The 16,515-nt window shown below is 70.2% G+C and carries 16 protein-coding genes; 4 read left to right on the top strand and 12 right to left on the bottom strand.

The annotated features are described in order from the left end of the window. Positions 1-8: 8 nt before the first annotated feature. Together EER30_RS05775 and EER30_RS05780 are read right to left on the bottom strand one after the other, a co-directional pair. Positions 9-1,274, bottom strand: a complete 1,266-nt coding sequence (locus EER30_RS05775; protein WP_127498879.1) for a sensor histidine kinase — start codon at positions 1,272-1,274, stop codon at positions 9-11. After that, positions 1,271-1,957, bottom strand: coding sequence for a response regulator transcription factor (locus EER30_RS05780; RefSeq protein ID WP_127498881.1), 687 nt, complete (start codon positions 1,955-1,957; stop codon positions 1,271-1,273). Before EER30_RS05780 ends, EER30_RS05775 begins: the two co-directional genes overlap by 4 nt. A 36-nt stretch (positions 1,958-1,993) precedes the next feature. On the opposite strand from EER30_RS05780, the gene EER30_RS05785 reads away from it, so the two are divergent. The 3 genes from EER30_RS05785 to EER30_RS46910 all read left to right on the top strand — a co-directional run bounded on the left by EER30_RS05785 (position 1,994) and on the right by EER30_RS46910 (position 3,185). Beyond that, complete coding sequence (locus tag EER30_RS05785) at positions 1,994-2,545, top strand: DNA mismatch repair protein MutL (RefSeq protein ID WP_127498883.1); 552 nt, start codon at positions 1,994-1,996, stop codon at positions 2,543-2,545. 65 nt (positions 2,546-2,610) lie between these two features. After that, complete coding sequence (locus tag EER30_RS05790; RefSeq protein ID WP_127498885.1) at positions 2,611-3,021, top strand: phage holin family protein; 411 nt, start codon at positions 2,611-2,613, stop codon at positions 3,019-3,021. Beyond that, positions 3,018-3,185: a hypothetical protein gene (locus tag EER30_RS46910; RefSeq protein ID WP_164842229.1), complete on the top strand. Its 168-nt coding sequence runs from the start codon at positions 3,018-3,020 to the stop codon at positions 3,183-3,185. Before EER30_RS05790 ends, EER30_RS46910 begins: the two co-directional genes overlap by 4 nt. Here EER30_RS46910 and EER30_RS05795 read toward each other — a convergent pair whose 3' ends face one another. The 3 genes from EER30_RS05795 to EER30_RS05805 form a co-directional block, all read right to left on the bottom strand. After that, positions 3,186-4,139 carry an SGNH hydrolase domain-containing protein gene (locus EER30_RS05795; RefSeq protein WP_127498887.1) on the bottom strand — a complete coding sequence of 318 codons (954 nt, stop codon included), beginning with the start codon at positions 4,137-4,139 and terminating at the stop codon, positions 3,186-3,188. It lies immediately after the preceding gene. Between the two features lie 9 nt (positions 4,140-4,148). Further along, positions 4,149-5,333: an acyltransferase family protein gene (locus tag EER30_RS05800; protein ID WP_127498889.1), complete on the bottom strand. Its 1,185-nt coding sequence runs from the start codon at positions 5,331-5,333 to the stop codon at positions 4,149-4,151. Positions 5,334-5,432: 99 nt separating this feature from the next. After that, on the bottom strand, positions 5,433-7,397 hold the full coding sequence (locus EER30_RS05805) for a hypothetical protein (protein WP_127498891.1): 1,965 nt from the start codon (positions 7,395-7,397) through the stop codon (positions 5,433-5,435). 120 nt (positions 7,398-7,517) lie between these two features. Between EER30_RS05805 and EER30_RS05810 the strand changes: the two genes are divergently transcribed. Next, entirely contained in the window at positions 7,518-7,850 is a 333-nt protein-coding gene (locus tag EER30_RS05810) for an STAS domain-containing protein (RefSeq protein ID WP_127498893.1), read from the top strand. On the opposite strand, the gene EER30_RS05815 is transcribed toward EER30_RS05810, so the two are convergent. From EER30_RS05815 to kdpF, 7 genes are all read right to left on the bottom strand, one after another. Beyond that, positions 7,824-8,177, bottom strand: a complete 354-nt coding sequence (locus tag EER30_RS05815) for an STAS domain-containing protein (RefSeq protein WP_127498895.1) — start codon at positions 8,175-8,177, stop codon at positions 7,824-7,826. The genes EER30_RS05810 and EER30_RS05815 overlap by 27 nt on opposite strands. Positions 8,178-8,296: 119 nt before the next feature. Then, positions 8,297-8,974, bottom strand: coding sequence for a response regulator (locus tag EER30_RS05820; protein ID WP_127498897.1), 678 nt, complete (start codon positions 8,972-8,974; stop codon positions 8,297-8,299). Beyond that, a complete protein-coding gene (locus EER30_RS05825; protein WP_127498899.1) occupies positions 8,971-11,454 on the bottom strand; it encodes a sensor histidine kinase in 2,484 nt (827 codons plus the stop codon). Before EER30_RS05825 ends, EER30_RS05820 begins: the two co-directional genes overlap by 4 nt. 167 nt (positions 11,455-11,621) lie before the next feature. Next, positions 11,622-12,488, bottom strand: a complete 867-nt coding sequence (locus EER30_RS05830) for a potassium-transporting ATPase subunit C (RefSeq protein WP_127498901.1) — start codon at positions 12,486-12,488, stop codon at positions 11,622-11,624. A 48-nt stretch (positions 12,489-12,536) separates the two neighbouring features. Then, complete coding sequence (gene kdpB, locus EER30_RS05835) at positions 12,537-14,612, bottom strand: potassium-transporting ATPase subunit KdpB (protein ID WP_127498903.1); 2,076 nt, start codon at positions 14,610-14,612, stop codon at positions 12,537-12,539. After that, positions 14,609-16,255 carry a potassium-transporting ATPase subunit KdpA gene (gene kdpA / locus EER30_RS05840; RefSeq protein WP_127498905.1) on the bottom strand — a complete coding sequence of 549 codons (1,647 nt, stop codon included), beginning with the start codon at positions 16,253-16,255 and terminating at the stop codon, positions 14,609-14,611. Before kdpA ends, kdpB begins: the two co-directional genes overlap by 4 nt. Further along, complete coding sequence (gene kdpF / locus EER30_RS05845; RefSeq protein WP_127498907.1) at positions 16,255-16,344, bottom strand: K(+)-transporting ATPase subunit F; 90 nt, start codon at positions 16,342-16,344, stop codon at positions 16,255-16,257. Before kdpF ends, kdpA begins: the two co-directional genes overlap by 1 nt. Positions 16,345-16,515 lie beyond the last annotated feature (171 nt).

Genomic DNA, 16,515 nt, shown 5'->3' on the forward strand with positions numbered 1-16,515 from the left:
GGAAACAATCATGAAGGCAGCTGGATGCCGACGCGCGCTCCACCCAGCGGGCTTCGCTCGACAATCAGCCGCCCGCCGAGCTGCGCAGCCGCCCGCCGCACGATGTCGAGCCCCAACCCGGTCGACCCGGCGCCGCTGACTCCACGTTGGATGGAGAGGGAGGGGTCGGCGATGCCGGGGCCAGCGTCGTCCACGAGCAAAAAGGCCGACGAAACGCTGACCCGGAAGGCTGTGCGGTCCGGGGTGTGGGAGAAGACGTTGCCGAGCATCGCGTCGACGACCAGGATCAGTTCGCTGCGCGGCAAGCCGAGCGTGACCGGTGAATCGCCGCCGACGACCTCCCACGGCCGTTCCTGATCTTCGGCGAGCACTGACCAGAACGCGAGCCGGTCGGCCAGCACCTCGACCAGGTCGGCTTTCTCGAGTCCGCGGGCCTCGACGCCGAGCCGGGCGCCCTTGATGATCGCCTCGAGTTCCTCGTCGAGCAGGTCGCACGCCTGGCGCATGCGTTCGCCGATCGGGCCGGGTGGCATCGCCTCCGCGTCGAGGCGTAGCGCGGTCAGCGGCGTGCGCAGGCGGTGGGACAGGTCGGCGGCCAGTTCGCGTTCGCGGTCGAGCAGGTCGCGCAGGTCGTCGGCCATGGTGTTGAAGGACTTGGCCGCTTCGCGCAGCTCTGAGGGACCGTCCAGGGAGACTCTGGTGCCGAGTTCTCCCGCGCCGAGTCGTCGGGCGGATCCGGCCAGTTCGCGGGTGGCCCGCACCAGACGGCTGCCGAGCCGGTCGGCGAAGAGCGTCGAACCCGCGACCAGCCCGAGCGCCAGTCCACCGAGGACGATCCACGCGGTCCAGACGCCACGGGTGAGCTCGCCACCAGGCACAAAGACCTCGACCACCACCGTACGGCCGTCGGTGAGCACGGTCGGCTGGAGATAGACGATTCCGTCGCCGACGGTCGCCACGGCGGAGCGCCTGTCCTGCGAGGCAATGACGATCTGTGCCGGGGACGCGTGGGAGGCGCCGATCGGGTTGTCGCCGGGCAGGTGGACGGCGAGCCGCCCCGCGCTGCCGGCCGTCGTGCTCGCGACCGCACTGGTCAGGGCGGTCGGGTCGGCGTCGACGCCGAGCACGGTCACGAGCAAGGTGGCCTGCTGGCGGGCGTCGCTGACTGCTCGGTCGTACGCGATCTGGCGCGTCGCCACGGCGAGCGGGACGAGGAAAGCGAGCGCGACCATCGACGTGATCGCGAGGGCGAGCCGGTTGAGTGCCCACCTCATCGGGGATCGACCATCATGACCCCCACCCCGCGTACGGTGTGCAGGAACCGCGGTTGCGCGGCGGTCTCGCCGAGCTTGCGGCGCAGCCACGAGATGTGCACGTCGATGGTCTGCTCCTCGCCGATCCGGGCCTGGTTCCAGACCTCGTTCATCAGCTCGCGCCGGCTGATCACCTGCCCGACGCGCTCGGCGAGGTAGGCCAGCACGTCGAACTCGCGCCGGGTGAGCTGCAACGGCTGTCCGCGCAGTTCGGCGCGGCGCTGGCGGGGGCTGATGACGAGCTCGCCGACGGTGATCGCGCTGGGCGCCGCGGCCGCCGTGGAGCGTGAGCGGCGCAGCACGGCGGCGATGCGGGCGAGGATGTGCCCGCCCGAGAACGGCTTGGTCACGTAGTCGTCGGCGCCGGCGCTGAGCAGGCTGATGATGTCGGCCTCGGCCCGGCGTGCGGTGGCCACGATGACCGGCACGTCGGAGACCGAGCGCATCATCCGCAGCGCGTCGAGGCCGTCGATGTCGGGCAGGCCGAGGTCGAGGATGACCAGGTCGGGGCGCTCGTCGGTGACGACTTTCAACGCGTCGCCGGCCCGGCCGACCGGCCGCACGACGTGGCCCGCGTCGGTCAGCGCGCGCGACAACGCCGCCGTGATGATGCGGTCGTCCTCGACGAGCAGGATCATCGCCATGGCGTACACCATAGGTGTAGATGAGACGATGTCTTCGTGCGATCTTCCCGGTGGGCGCCGATCGCGGGGTGGTGTGCCGCCACCGCGACGAGCATCGTGCTGGCGTCGGTGGCGCTGCTCCCGGTGTTGCGCACGTCGTTGCCTCAGGACGGGGCGCTCGCGAAGCTTCCCGCCGCGGGTAAGAGCGCGTTCCCGGCGCCGCTGCCGACCGTGACCACTCCGGCGGCGAAAAGCGTCGCACCGACGCCGACGAGAACAAAGACGAAGAAGCCGAAGCCCACGACGAAAGCGCCTACGCGGAAGCCCACGACCGAGGACGGCTGGACCGTTACCACCGCCGAGGACGGCAAGCGGACCTACGTGCGGTCATTCCGCGTCGAGGGCGGCCAGGCCGTCATCCGCATGACCTCGGACGGCGTCGTCGAACTGGTCACCGCCACCCCGGCCGACGGCTGGGCGGTGCAGAAGGTGCAGGACTCGCCGGGAAACCTCGCGGTCTACTTCAACGAGCCGCAGCACAGCTTCATCATCCACGCCACCTGGTGGGACGACCGGCCCTTCGCCGAGGTCAGCGAAATCGGGTCATAAGTCGCTGAGCAGCGGTTACCCGCCCTGGTCGTGGGTATGTGCGACCCGAGGAAGGGAGCTCACCGATGACGACGCACACCGACGAGCAGCCGGTCGGCCACCTGGTCAGCCAGCTCAGCGAGCAGATGTCGACGCTCGTCCGCGACGAGTTGACGCTCGCCCGCATGGAGATGGTCGAGAAGGGCAAGCGCGCCGGGAAGGGTGCGGGGCTGCTCGGCGGGGCCGGGGTCATTGCCCTGTACGGGGTGGGCGCGCTCCTGCTCACTGTCGGAGCGGCGCTGGCCCTGGTCCTGCCCGTCTGGCTCGCGGCTCTGATCGTGGCGGTGGCGCTGTTCGCGATCGCCGGGGTCGCCGCGCTGGTCGGCAAGGGACAGGTGAGCCAGGCGATGCCGCCGGAGCCCGAGTCGGCCCTGGCGAGCAGCAAGCGCGATGTCGAGGCCGTGAAGACGGCCATTCAGGAGGGACGGCACGCATGAGCGTCAAGCAGTCGACCGCCGAGACGACAGCCCGAGTGGCCGAATACGCCGCCGACACCAAGGACCAGCTCAACAACCGTCGCTCGATGCCCCTGGCCATGGCTGGGGCGGTCGCCGTCGCGGCCGCTGTGGCCGTGGCGACAGTGCTCCGGCGCCGCCGATGATCAGGTGGCAGCGTCCTGCGGGAAGTGGGTGATCAGCGCTTCCTCCAGGACGCCGTTCAACATCCGCCCGTACGTGCCGGTCAGGTGGAATCGGTTGCGATAGACCGTGACGTTGCCGATCACCGGCGTACACATGGCGCTGCACAGCCACGGCAGCACCGAAACATAACCCGCCCCGGCCGCCCGCGCCGCTTCGAAGTCGGCCGCGTTCCAGACCCGGGAAGTCGCCACCGCACGGGTGGTGGCGCAGCGCGAGATGTCTGACCGGCGTGCGGCCAGGCATTCGGGCGCGCTCTCGTCCAGCACGGGCGTGTCCCCCAGCACCACCACGTTCTGAGCCGACCGCCGCAGCGCCCGCAGCGTCTGGGTCAGCCCCGCCTGCCATTCGTCGGCTGTGACGAGCCGCCCCTGGCCGCGCTTCTGCGAGAAGCTGGCGTTCGTCACGATCACCAGCTCGGGCCGGATCGCGGCGATCTGCGCGGTCACGAAGTCGCGGAACCGGTCGCACTCGTGGAACGGCCGTTGCTCCTGCTGGTTCCAGAACGTGATGGGCAGTGTGGGGCAGGCGGGCTTGCCGTAGAACTGGACCCGCCAGTCGCGTCGTTCGGCGATCTCGCTCAGCGCGGGCAGCCACATCCCGCCGTGCGAGTCGCCCCAGAGCACCACGTCGGTCGCGCTCGCCCGGTCGCCGAAGACGCACGCCTCGACCCGGTCGGCGGCCGGGCCAGCCTCGCATTTCGAGTTGTCGAACCCGAAGTCGTCGGCCGCCGTGGCCAGGGCCGGCGTGAGGTCGGCGGGCAGCTCGCGCAGCGACGGCGCCTGGCGGACGGCGGCGAGCACCGAGCTCAGCGGAACCTTGGGGGCGGGGGCCGAGGTGATGCGCGGCGCCGGTGGAACCGCCGGAGTGCAGCCGGCCACCAGCGCGACCAAGAACGAGACGAACAACGTACGCATGCGGTCCTCCTAGTAGAGGCGAGGTCGATGCTCGGCGGCCGCGGGCGGGGTGGCGGTCGTGAACCGGGCCAGCGCGAGCGGCGTGACGATCAGCCAGGCGGCCAGGCACAGGGTGAGCAGCGGCGACCGTCTGAGGCGGGCACCGCGGCGGATCGGGTTCTCCACGCAGAAGTACGTCACCACGGCCAGCCCGAGCGACCCCACCACCAGCGCTGCCCGGGTCGTGGCCGGCAGCACCCCGCCGTACGCCTGGGAAGCGACGATCAGCACCGGCCAGTGCCACAGATAGAACGAGTACGACAGACGACCCAGCCAGAGCAGCGGACGGCGGCCGAGCACGGAGTCGCCGCGGCCGGCCAGCACCAGCACGGTGGCGAGCACGGGCAGCGCGGCGGCGTAGCCGGGGAACCTGGTCATCTCGTTGAAGGTCAGCGCGGCGACCACGATCAGGGCCAGGCCGGTGCCGGCCATCGCGGTGGCGAGACGGGCCGGAACTCGGTCGAGACGGGTGGCGGCCAGCGCGAGCAGGCAGCCGGCGCCCAGCTCCCAGGCGCGGGTCGCGGGCGAGAAGTAGGCCCACGGGCCCGAGAGCCAGATCGAGTACGCGAACGACGCGGCCACGGCGGCGGCCAGCCAATAGCCGATCGCCCAGCGGAAGCCGAGCCAGAGCAGCAGGACGATCGCGGCCGGGAAGACCAGGTAGAACTGCTCCTCGACGGCGAGCGACCAGAAGTGCTGCACCGGTGACAGCGCACCCTGAGAGGCCAGGTAGTCGACGCCCTCGGTGGCGAAACGGAAGTTCGCGGCGAACAGCGCGGCCCAGGTGACGTCCTCGGCGATCTCGTCACCGCGCAGGAACCCGAGCCAGTGATAGCCGGCCAGCAGCGTCGCGACCAGCACGAACGCGGCCGCGGGCAGAATGCGCCGGGCCCGTCGTGCGTAGAAGTCGATCAGGGACAGCCGGCCCGTCTCGCGGATTTCGCGCAGCATCAGCGCGGTGATGAGGAAGCCGGAGATCACGAAGAAGACGTCGACGCCGACAAAGCCGCCGGCCAGTCCGGGGACGCCGGCGTGGTAGAGGACGACCAGAAGGACGGCGATGGCACGCAGGCCTTCGATGTCGGGCCGGAAGCGCGCCGGCCCGGCGGCGGCGAGCGCCGCCGGGTGGCGTACACCGGTTGTCGTCTCTGTCATCGCCGCCCAGGCTAAAGCGGTCGAAAAACCCCAAACTGCCGTTCGCGGCGATTAGGTCCGTTGCGGGAGGGTTTCCCCGAACCGGCCCGTCCGTACGAACTATGTGTTAGACGGACGCTGACGGGGCGGGTCGGTGATCGATCCCCACCCCGGCGGGGCCGTCTCGGTCGCGGCCAGCGGCGACGGCTGCGACACGGTCACCTGGCTGGGATGGCGGGTCGCCGGAACGACGGCCTCGTCCGGGTCCGGCAACGGCTGCTGCTCGACCGGGGTCATCGAGACGCGGGGCAGCGTCACGATCGCGGGATCGACCTCGACCGCCTGCACGACCGAGCCCCGGCCCTGGCTCTTCACGAGGATCATGGCGTACTCGGGAAGGTCCTGAAGGACGCGCGGCTCGACGGCGTATTCGTAGACACGCTGCACCGAGGCGGCGTCGTTCCAGTTCGTGCCGGTGGCGGTCGACTCGGTCTGGCTCCAGTTGCGGGTCTTGCTCCAGTTCGTGCTCGTGTAGCGGCGCAGCCCGTGCCGGGAACCCCGCTCGCCCTTCGAACCGCCCTTGGTCTCGGACTCACCGACCGTGTCGGCCAGCGTGTGGGTCTCGTCGCCGCCGAGCGAGCGGGTCAGCTCGCTGAGCACGAACCGGTGACCACGGCCCACGAACTCGGCCGCCTGCGCCGCCTCCTGGTGGTTGCCGAGCCGCATCAGGGCCACCTCGCCGCCACCGATCGTCTGCAGCGACTCGGCCCGCAGGTGCGCGAAGAACAGCACCAGCCGGATGCCGCGGCGTTCGCACAGGGTGCTAAGCCGTTCGATCGCCCGGTGGTCGATCTCGTCGGCGCCGAGCAGCACGAGCGAGCCGACCGGGGTCGCGTCGCGGCGCACCTGGTGGCCCAGCCACTGCACCATCAGGTCTTTGAGCAGCTCATGCTGGGCGCGGCCGCCGCCCGACTCGGCGACCAGGCAGGTCAGGTCGGCCGCGGCGGTCGTGGCGGGGGCGCTGCCCATGTCCTCCAGCGGGTGCAGGAAGGCCTCGATGCGGCGCAGGCGCGGCTCCTCGGGGTTCAGCGAGCCGAGCCGGACCTCCTCGTCGTGGGTCAGCACCGGCATCGGCGAGGTGCGGCCGCCGAGCAGGCGCAACGCGGCCAGCAGGCGGACCATCGTGAGACTCGGCGCGAGGATGGCGGCGATCTCGTTCAGCAGCAGGGCGTCCTGCGAGCGCTCGGCCCGGCTGCCGCTGCCGGCGTCGCCGTGCATGGCCTCGACCAGGCCGTCGACGAGCTCGCCCGGCTCCAGACCGGCGACCAGGTCGAACTCGGCGAGCTGGGCGGGCAGGACGACCTCGCGCACACTGCGGCGGGTGGCCTCGGCGAGCAGCATGAGCTCACCCGAAAGGGCCTCGCCGGTGAAGTCGGCCAGCACCATGCGGCCCCGGGTCGCCAGCAGCGAGCCGCCGAAGACGGTGAGCACGGCCTCCCAGCCGTACATCGTGCCGCCGACGATGTCGATGCGGCGAGTGCCGGGCGACGGGCTGGCCGCCGACCACTCGGCCAGGGCGTCCACCGCGAGCTGTTGTTGCTGGTCGTGCCATTGACGGCGGCTGTCCCAGGACGCGTGGGCCACCGCGTATTCGGCCTCGGCCTTCGCCTGGGCCTCCTCCAGCGACTTGCGGGCCAGCGACGGCATGAGACCGGCGAAGATCGCCCCGGCCACGCCGGCCAGCGCGGAGAAGCCGGCCAGGAAGAGCACCAGCGTGCGGGCGTTGTCGCTGCCCCGGGTGGCCGCCCCGCCGCAGCAGCCGATCAGGACGGCCAGGCCGAGGCCCACGCCGAGCGAGATCAGGACCCGCTTGATCATGCCGCTGCGGGCCCGTTCAAGCGTTTCGGCAAGCTCCGGCGGCACATCCCCCGGCGACGGCGGCGGCTCCATGAACTTGCGCCGGTACAGGTTCCGGTCGTTGAAGATCCACCCGAGACGTTCGCCCTCGGTGGCGAGCTGCGGCAGGGGGTTCGGGGCGGGGCTCGTCATCGCGGCGGACTCCGGGGGGCCGTGGTCGGTGTCCACTGACCGTACCCTCAGGACAGACCGGCGACGTTGTTCACCGAATGTTCAGCGAGCGCGCGCCGCCGGGGTTCTAACGTGATCTGACACGTCGGAGAACACCGGGTAACGAGAGGTAACACGATGACCGCGAGCACGGTCGACGTCGAAACCAGCCCCGACGGGACTCTCGTCATCCAGCCGCACGGCGTCCTCGGCGCCGACGACGCGGTCGAGCTGCGCCGCACGCTGGTGCACGCGGTTCGCCATCTGCGCCCGTTGCGGCTGGTCCTCGATCTGCACGATGTCCACGACGTCGACGCGATCAACCTCGGCACCCTGGTCGCCGCCTGCCACCTCGGCGACGATCACCAGGTCGCGGTCTTCCTCGACCGCACGTCCGCGTCGATCGCCGGCCGGCTCAGCGCCGCCGGGGTGGCCACCCACCGGTTACGCGACGTCGGCAGTGCTCTCTGACATCCACGCCGGGGCGTAAAGAGCCGGCGCGCACAGCCCGGTCGCCTCGAGCAGCAGCCGTACGTTCCCTCGGGCGTTGGTGATCTCGAAGCCGTAGCCGCCGCGCAGCGCGAGCGTGTAACCGGTCAGCAGCGTCTCGACACACTCACCGCTGAGCTCGTCGACCCGCGCCACGTCGAGCACCACCCGGCCGTGCTGCGAGCGGGCGAACGCGTCCCGCAGGCGGCGCCGCAGATCGCGCTGCGCGTGACGGTCGAAAACGCCGCTGAGCAGCAAGTAGGTGGTCTTCCCGGTGCGATCGGTGTCCCGTTCGATGGCAAAGCTCATGAACCCGGTGTACCCGCGCGAGGTGGACGCCGGCCGAACTCCCGCCGAAGACTGCCAGAGCCGTTTCGCCAGGTCGTCGTCGACACCTTCGGGTGACGCCGGGAGCAGCCCCTCGGCATTCACGGGGCGAAGCGGTAGCCCATCGCCGGCTCGGTCAGCAGGTGCCGCGGACGGGCCGGGTCGCGCTCGAGCTTGCGGCGCAAGCGTGCCATGTATTGCCGCAGGTAGTTGGTCTCCGTTCGGTACTGCGGGCCCCAGATCTCCTGCAGCAAGCGCTCGCGGCCCAGCAGCTTGCCGGGGTGGCGGGCCAGGTGCTCGAGCAGATCCCACTCGCGGGGCGTCAGCCGCACCTCGCGGTCGCCGCCGGTCACCACCCGGGCCGCGAAGTCCACGGTGAAGTCACCGACGACCACCATCGGCACGCCTTCGCTGCCCGGCTGGCTGCGCCGGGTCACCGCCCGCATGCGGGCCAGCAACTCGTCGACGCCGAACGGCTTCGTGATGTAGTCGTCGGCCCCCGCGTCGAGGGCGGCCACCTTGTCGGCACTGCCGGCCCGCCCCGAGAGCACGATGATCGGCACTCCCGTCCAGCCGCGCAGGCCACGGATGACCTCGGTGCCCTCCATGTCGGGCAGGCCCAGGTCGAGCACGACCAGGTCGGGGTGCCGGTGGGCGGCCACGTGCAGGGCGGACGCCCCGTCACCGGCCGTCTCGACGTCGTAGCGCCGGGCGCGCAGGTTGATCCGCAGCGCGCGCACGATCTGCGGTTCGTCATCGACGACCAAAACCCGCGTCATTGTTCGGCGCTCACAGGTAGGGCAAGGATCATGGTGAGACCACCTCCGGGTGTCTCTTCAGGGGAGAGGGAGCCGCCCATCGCCTCGGTCAGACCGCGGGAGAGCGCCAGGCCGAGCCCGACGCCGGTGTGGTTGTCCCGGTCGCCGAGTCGCTGGAAGGGCAGGAACACGTCGTCCCAGCGGTCCGGCGGGATGCCGGGGCCGTGGTCGATGACGCGCAGTTCGAGGGTGCCGCCGTACCGGCTGACCGTGATCATCGGCGGCTGATCGGCCGGGCTGTATCGCAGCGCGTTGGCGACGACGTTGACCAGAACCCGTTCGAGCAGGCCCGGGTCGGCGTGTACGGACGGCACGTCGTCGGGGATGTGCAGGGTGACCCGGCGGCCGTCGGGCCCGAGGTCGTCGAGCGCCCGCGGGATGACCTCTTCCGCCCCCACGTCGACCGCGCTCACGCCCAGCGCCCCGGCCTGCAGGCGGCTCATGTCGAGCAGGTTCGCGACCAGCCGGTCGAGCTTGTCGAGCGACTCGTCCGCGGTCGCGAGCAGTTCCTTACGGTCGGCCTCGTCGAAGTGGACCTCGTCGCTGCGCAGCCCGGCCACCGCCGCCTTGGCCGACGCCAGCGGGGTCCGCAGGTCGTGACTGACGGCCGCCAGCAGCGCCGTACGCATGCGGTCGGCCTCGGCCAGCGGCTTCGCCGTGGCCGCCTCGGCACTGAGCCGCTCCTGACGCAGCGCGACCGCGGCCTGCGCGGCGAACGCCTCGACGATGCGCCGGTCGGACGCCTCCAACGGGTGCCCACGCAGCAGCAGCATGACGTGCTCGTCGACCTTGACCTCGACGTCGGCGTCGGCCGGGCGGGTGCACCGCGGCCCGCCCACCTCGGCCGCCACGTCGCCGTCTTCGAGCAGCGTCGCCGAATCGAAGTTGAACGTCTCACGCAACCGTTCGAGCAGGGCGATCAGCGGCCGCTCGCCGCGCAGCACCCCGCCCGCCACGGTCGCCAGCGTCTGCGCGTCGGCCTGGGCCTCGGCGGCCAGGCGGGTCTTGCGGGCGGCCGTGTCGACCACCCAGCTCACCGCGAGCGCGACGACGACGAAGATGGCCAGGGCGAGCAGGTTGTCGAACTCGGCGATCGTGAAGCGCCCGATCGGCGGAGTGAAGTAGTAGTTGAGCAGCAGCGACCCGACGACCGCGGCGAGCAGCGCCGGCCACAACCCGCCGATCAGCGAGACGCCGACCACCGCGGCCAGGAAGATCAGGATGTCGTTGGTCAGCGAGATCGACGGCCCGATGTGCAGCAGCCCCGTCAGTGCCGGCAACCCGGCCAGCACGGCGACGAAGCCCGCGATGCGTCGGCCCCGCGAGAGGGCGGGCGCGACCCGCGTACGCCTGCGGCCTTGACCTGCTCTTTCGTGCGTGACCAGGTGAACGTCGATCGAGCCGGACCGTGCGATGGTCTCGGCCCCGACACCGGCCGACAGAATCTGGGCGAACCGCCCCCGACTGCTCGCGCCGAGCACCACCTGGGTCGCGTTGACCGCCCGCGCGAAGTCAAGCAGCGCCTGCGGCACGTCCGAGCCGACCACCTGGTGATAGGTGCCACCCAGGCTCTCGACCAGCACCCGCTGCCGGGCCAGCCGGGCCGGGTCGACGCCGGCCAGCCCGTCGTTGCGCGCGACGTGCACGGCGAGCAGATCGGCGCCCTTGTTGCGGGCGGCGATCCGCGCGGCCCGGCGGATCAGCGTCTCACCCTCCGGCCCGCCGGTCAGCGCCACCACGACCCGCTCCCGGGTCTCCCAGGTCTTGCTGATGCCGTGCTCGGCGCGATATTTCCCCAGCTGGTCGTCGACCTTGTCGGCCAGCCACAGCAGCGCCAGCTCGCGCAGCGCGGTGAGGTTCCCGGTGCGGAAATAGTTGCCCAGCGCCGCGTCGATCTTCTCCGGCTGATAGATGTTGCCGTGCGCCATCCGCCGCCGCAGCGCCTCCGGAGTCATGTCGACCAGCTCGACCTGCTCGGCCGCGCGCACCACCGCGTCGGGCACGGTCTCGCGCTGCGGCACCCCCGTGATCTGCGCGACGACGTCGTTCAGCGACTCCAGATGCTGCACGTTCACCGTGGTCAGCACACTGATCCCGGCGTCGAGCAACTCACGCACGTCCTGCCAGCGCTTGGCGTTGCGCGAGCCCGGCACGTTGGTGTGCGCGAACTCGTCGACCACGGCCAGCTCGGGCTTGCGCTGCAGCACCGCGTCGAGATCCATCTCGGTGAAGTCAACCCCGCGATAGCTCACCTGCCGCCGCGGAACAACATCGAGATCGCCGATCATCGCGCTCGTGTGCTTACGCCCGTGCGTCTCGACGAACGCGACGACCACATCGGTGCCCCGTTCGGCCCGGCGGTGGGCCTCCTCGAGCATGGCGTAGGTCTTCCCCACACCGGGCGCCGCCCCGAGATAGATGCGCAGCTCTCCGCGAGCCATGGTCACCCCCTCTTTCGATCGTCACCGAGAAGATCAAATGCAAGATGTCGTAGCGGGGTGGTGGGTACGGACCGTCGCTCCCGCCGAGGGCCCGGGCGGGCCGAGCAGGGCGCTGGCGCGCCCAAACCGCTCGACCCACCCGCGCGACCTGCGTAAGTGGTCGCGCCCTACCGCTTGCCATCCAGGGCGAGATTCAGCTCGAGCACGTTGACCGCGGGCTCGCCGAGGAAGCCGAGCGCCCGACCGTCAGTGTGCTCCTTGATGAGCTTGTGCACCTGGTCGAGCGTCAGGCTGCGCTCCCGGGCGATCCGGGGCGCCTGCAGGTCGGCGTAGGCGACACTGATGTTCGGGTCGAGGCCGCTGCCGCTGGCCGTGACCGCGTCGGCCGGGATCACCGGCTTGGCGGGCGCGTTGCCGCGGATCGGCGTGACCACACCACCCTCGGCCACGTAGTCGACACCCGGCTTGGCCGGTTCGACGGTCACCCCGGCGTACGTCTGAAGGAAGGTCTGGCCCGTCTCGTTGACCGAGACCGCGCGGGTGACCGGGCCGGTGAAGCCGTCGCGGTAGAAGACGGCGAGCACCGCGCCGACCCCGTCCGGCGCGCAGTAGGGCCGGCTGCCGTCGACACCTTCCAGCTTGCCGATCGCCAAGCTCCGTGAACAGACCTGGGTGAGCAGGCTCTGCGACGCGTCGTCCGGGTTGTCAGAGAGGGTGTCGACGACGCTTTCCGGGCCGAGGTTGCTGGCGCCGGTCGAGTCGGGGTCGTACCCGTCTCCGGCCTTGGACGGCCGGCTCTGGAAATAGCGAGGGATCGGGTTGCCGTCGGCGTCGGTGAAGTTCTGACCGATCAGGCTGCTGCCGACCTTGGTGCCGCCGACCGTGATCACTGAGCCTTCGGCCTTGCCGGACAGGCCGGGGGCGTGGCCGATCAGCACGAAGGCAAGCGGGTAGACCAGTCCGAGCAGGACGGTCATGACTAGCAACGCGCGAAGCGCCGCGATGTGCTGGCTTAGCCAGGCCGGAAGTCTCATTTCGCAGTCCGATTTAGGGTGGCGGGCGGGACGGTTGGATTGGGCATGTCAGATCCCAGGGATGAACTGGACGAGGAGGTCGATGAGCTTGATCCCGGCGAAGGGCAGCAGCACGCCGCCGAGGCCATAGATCAAGAGGTTGCGCCGCAGCAGCGCGGACGCGCTCGACGGCCGGTAGCGAACACCGCGCAGGGCCAGCGGGATCAGCGCCACGATGATCAGCGCGTTGAAGATGACCGCGGACAGGATCGCCGAGCCCGGAGAGTGCAGCCGCATCACGTTGAGCGTGTCGAGGCCCGGGTAGACCGCCGCGAACATCGCCGGGATGATCGCGAAGTACTTGGCGATGTCGTTGGTGATCGAGAACGTGGTGAGCGCGCCCCGGGTGATCAGCAACTGCTTGCCGATCTCGACGATCTCGATGAGTTTCGTCGGGTCGGAGTCGAGGTCGACCATGTTGCCGGCCTCTTTCGCGGCCGACGTGCCGGTGTTCATGGCCACGCCGACGTCGGCCTGGGCCAGGGCCGGCGCGTCGTTGGTGCCGTCGCCGGTCATCGCGACCAGCCGGCCGCCCTCCTGCTCCTTCTTGATCAGGGCGAGCTTGTCCTCGGGGGTCGCCTCGGCCAGGAAGTCGTCGACGCCCGCCTCGGCCGCGATCGCCGCCGCGGTCTGCGGGTTGTCACCGGTGATCATCACTGTGCGGATGCCCATGCGGCGCATCTCTTCGAACCGGGCTTTCATGCCCGACTTCACGACGTCCTTGAGCTCGATGACGCCGAGGATGCGGCTCTGTTCGGCGACCACCAGCGGGGTCCCGCCGGCCGTGCTGATCCGGTTGACGATCGCGTCGACCTCGTCGGACGGGCGGCCGACCCACTTGATCACGGCGGCCGCGGCGCCCTTGCGGACCTGCCGGTCCCCGATGTCGACGCCGCTCATCCGGGTCTGCGCCGTGAACGGCACGAAGGTCGCGGTGGGCATCAGGCCCGGCTCCCGCTCGCGCAGGCCGTACTCGTTCTTGGCCAGCACGACCACCGAGCGGCCCTCGGGGGTCTCGTCGGCCAGGCTGGAGAGCTGCGCCGCGTCGGCCAGCTCCTGTTCGGTGACTCCGTCGACCGGGATGAAGGCCACGGCCTGCCGGTTGCCCAGCGTGATGGTTCCGGTCTTGTCGAGCAGCAGCGTGCTGACGTCGCCGGCCGCCTCGACCGCACGACCCGACAGGGCGAGCACGTTGCGCTGCACCAGCCGGTCCATGCCGGCGATACCGATCGCCGAGAGCAGGGCACCGATCGTGGTCGGGATCAGACAGACGATCAGGGAGACGAGCACGATGCCGGTGATGCCGTGCGCGTTGATGGCCAGCGTGTCGGGGGCCGCGGCCTGGTACGCCTTCGAGAAGATCGCGAGCGGCTGGAGGGTCACGACCGACAGCAGGAAGATGATCGTGAGTGCGGCGAGCAGGATGTTCAGCGCGATCTCGTTCGGCGTCTTCTGCCGGTTCGCGCCCTCGACCAGCGCGATCATGCGGTCGACGAAGCTCTCGCCCGGCTTCTGCGTGATCTGTACGACGATCCGGTCGCTGAGCACCTTGGTGCCGCCGGTGACGGCCGACCGGTCGCCGCCGGACTCACGGATGACCGGAGCCGACTCGCCGGTGATGGCCGACTCGTCGACGCTGGCGATGCCCTCGATGACGTCGCCGTCCCCGGGGATGATCTGGCCGGCCACGACCACGACGACGTCGCCCTGCTTGAGCTGGTTGGCCGGAACCTCCCGGCCGTCCTTCAGATAGGCGACCGTGTCCTGTTTGGTCGCGCGCAGCGCCGCCGCCTGCGCCTTGCCCCGGCCCTCGGCAACCGCCTCGGCCAGGTTGGCGAAGACGACCGTGAGCCAGAGCCAGACCGTGATGATCCAGGCGAACACGCTGGGGTCGACGATCGAGAGCACGGTCGTGAAGACCGCGCCGACCTCGACGATGAACATGACCGGGTTGCGCCACATGACGCGCGGGTCGAGCTTCTTGGCCGCCGCCGGGAGCGACTCCCAGAGCTGGCGGGGCTCCATCATTCCGCCGCGCACCGGTTTCGGTGTGGCGGCGTCAGGCTTGTCAGCGAGCAACGTCATGAGAGGCCCTCCGCGATGGGACCAAGAGCGAGAGCGGGCAGGAAGGTCAGCGCGACCAGAACAACGGTGACGCCGACGACGAGCCCGACGAACAGGGGTTTGTGGGTGGGCAGGGTGCCCTCCGACTCGGGCACCGGCCGCTGCCGGGCCAGCGATCCGGCCAGGGCGAGCACGAGCACGATCGGGAGGAACCGGCCGAGCAGCATGGCCAGGCCGAGCGCGGTGTCCCACCACGGCGTGTTCACCGTGATGCCCGCGAAGGCCGAGCCGTTGTTGTTGCTGGCGCTGGTGAAGGCGTACAGGACCTCGGAGAGGCCGTGCGGGCCGACGTTGAGCGCCGTCGAGTTGTTGCCGGTGGCGAAGGCCGCCGCGGTGCCGATCAGCACCAGCGCGGGGGTGACCAGGAAGTACAGCGAGGCGAGCTTCATCTCGCGTGCGCCGATCTTCTTGCCGAGATATTCCGGCGTGCGGCCGACCATGAGGCCCGAGACGAAGACCGTGATCACCGCGAGGATGAGCAGGCCGTAGAGGCCCGAGCCGACACCGCCCGGCGCGACCTCGCCGAGCATCATGTTGATCATCGGCATCATGCCGCCGAAAGCCGTGTACGAGTCGTGGAACGAGTCAACCGCGCCAGTGGAGGTCAGCGTCGTCGCCGCGGCGAAGGTGGCCGAGTTCGGAATGCCGAAGCGGGTCTCCTTGCCCTCCATCGCCGCACCGACCGCCTGCGGCACCGTGCCCGAGCCGTGCAGCTCGAAGCCCACGGTCAACGCGATCGAGGCGATGGCCAGCACGGCCATGACCGCCACGATGGCGTACCCCTGGCGGTTCTGGCCGACCATGCGGCCGAACACCCGGGGGAGGCTGAACGGGATCAGGAGAAGTAGGAAGATCTCGAGCCAGTTGGTCCAGGTCGTCGGGTTCTCGAACGGGTGGGCCGAGTTGGCGTTGTAGAAGCCACCGCCGTTGGTGCCGAGTTCCTTGATCGCCTCCTGCGACGCGACCGGGCCGCCGGTGATGTGCTGGGTGGCGCCGGTCAGGGTGGTCACGTCGGTGCCGCCGGAGAGGTTCTGCACCATTCCAGCGATCATGAACACGAGCGTGGCCAGCACGGCGATCGGCAGCAGCACACGGAGCGTGATCCGGGTCAGGTCGACCCAGAAGTTGCCCAGCGTCCCGTTCTTGCGGGCCGCGAAGCCGCGCACCAGGGCGATCGCGACCGCGATCCCGACGCCGGCCGAGACGAAGTTCTGCACGGCCAGGCCGGCCATCTGCGCCAGGTGGCCCATCGTGGACTCACCCGAATAGGCCTGCCAGTTCGTGTTAGTGACGAAGCTGACCGCGGTGTTCCAGGCGATGTGGGTCGGCACAGCGTCGAAGCCGAGCGAGAGCCACAGCTTGTCCTGGAAGCGCAGGAAGGCGTACAGGAACAGGATCGAGACGGCCGAGAAGGCGAGCACGCTGCGGGCGTAGACACCCCAGGTCTGCTCGGTCTTCGGGTCGACACCGACGAGCCGGTAGATGCCGCGCTCGACGACGCTGTTCTTGCTTCCGCTCACGACCCGGTACATGTAGTCGCCGAGGGGCCGGTAGACCGCGGCGAGCGCGAGTACCAGCGTGATGACGAAGATCCAGCCGGCCATCAGAATTTCTCCGGGAAGAGCAGGGCGGCGATCATGAATCCAGCCAGCAGGACGGCAACGATGCCGCCGATGAGGTTAACGGCGCTCACCAGCGTTCGACCGCCCGGATCAGCACGGTCAGCGCTGCGAACAGCACCACCGTGAGCACGACGAACACGAGATCAGCCACGGGAGGTCTCCTAGGTGAAAGGGCTGCTTTGCACTTACGCCTCACACCGAAGCGCGTCCCGTGCCTGGAGTCATCGCGTGTTCACGCGATC

Origin of the sequence: Actinoplanes solisilvae, assembly GCF_003999975.1 — a bacterium.
Taxonomy (GTDB): Bacteria; Actinomycetota; Actinomycetes; order Mycobacteriales; family Micromonosporaceae; genus Actinoplanes; species Actinoplanes solisilvae.

What these genes read in the sequence shown, in the direction of transcription:
- EER30_RS05775 (WP_127498879.1), bottom strand. Translation starts at nt 1,274, where the DNA reads ATGAGGTGGGCACTCAACCGGCTCGCCCTCGCGATCACGTCGATGGTC.
- EER30_RS05780 (WP_127498881.1), bottom strand. Translation starts at nt 1,957, where the DNA reads ATGGCGATGATCCTGCTCGTCGAGGACGACCGCATCATCACGGCGGCG.
- EER30_RS05790 (WP_127498885.1), top strand. Translation starts at nt 2,611, where the DNA reads ATGACGACGCACACCGACGAGCAGCCGGTCGGCCACCTGGTCAGCCAG.
- EER30_RS46910 (WP_164842229.1), top strand. Translation starts at nt 3,018, where the DNA reads ATGAGCGTCAAGCAGTCGACCGCCGAGACGACAGCCCGAGTGGCCGAA.
- EER30_RS05795 (WP_127498887.1), bottom strand. Translation starts at nt 4,139, where the DNA reads ATGCGTACGTTGTTCGTCTCGTTCTTGGTCGCGCTGGTGGCCGGCTGC.
- EER30_RS05800 (WP_127498889.1), bottom strand. Translation starts at nt 5,333, where the DNA reads ATGACAGAGACGACAACCGGTGTACGCCACCCGGCGGCGCTCGCCGCC.
- EER30_RS05810 (WP_127498893.1), top strand. Translation starts at nt 7,518, where the DNA reads ATGACCGCGAGCACGGTCGACGTCGAAACCAGCCCCGACGGGACTCTC.
- EER30_RS05815 (WP_127498895.1), bottom strand. Translation starts at nt 8,177, where the DNA reads ATGAGCTTTGCCATCGAACGGGACACCGATCGCACCGGGAAGACCACC.
- EER30_RS05820 (WP_127498897.1), bottom strand. Translation starts at nt 8,974, where the DNA reads ATGACGCGGGTTTTGGTCGTCGATGACGAACCGCAGATCGTGCGCGCG.
- EER30_RS05825 (WP_127498899.1), bottom strand. Translation starts at nt 11,454, where the DNA reads ATGGCTCGCGGAGAGCTGCGCATCTATCTCGGGGCGGCGCCCGGTGTG.
- EER30_RS05830 (WP_127498901.1), bottom strand. Translation starts at nt 12,488, where the DNA reads ATGAGACTTCCGGCCTGGCTAAGCCAGCACATCGCGGCGCTTCGCGCG.
- kdpB (WP_127498903.1), bottom strand. Translation starts at nt 14,612, where the DNA reads ATGACGTTGCTCGCTGACAAGCCTGACGCCGCCACACCGAAACCGGTG.
- kdpA (WP_127498905.1), bottom strand. Translation starts at nt 16,255, where the DNA reads ATGGCCGGCTGGATCTTCGTCATCACGCTGGTACTCGCGCTCGCCGCG.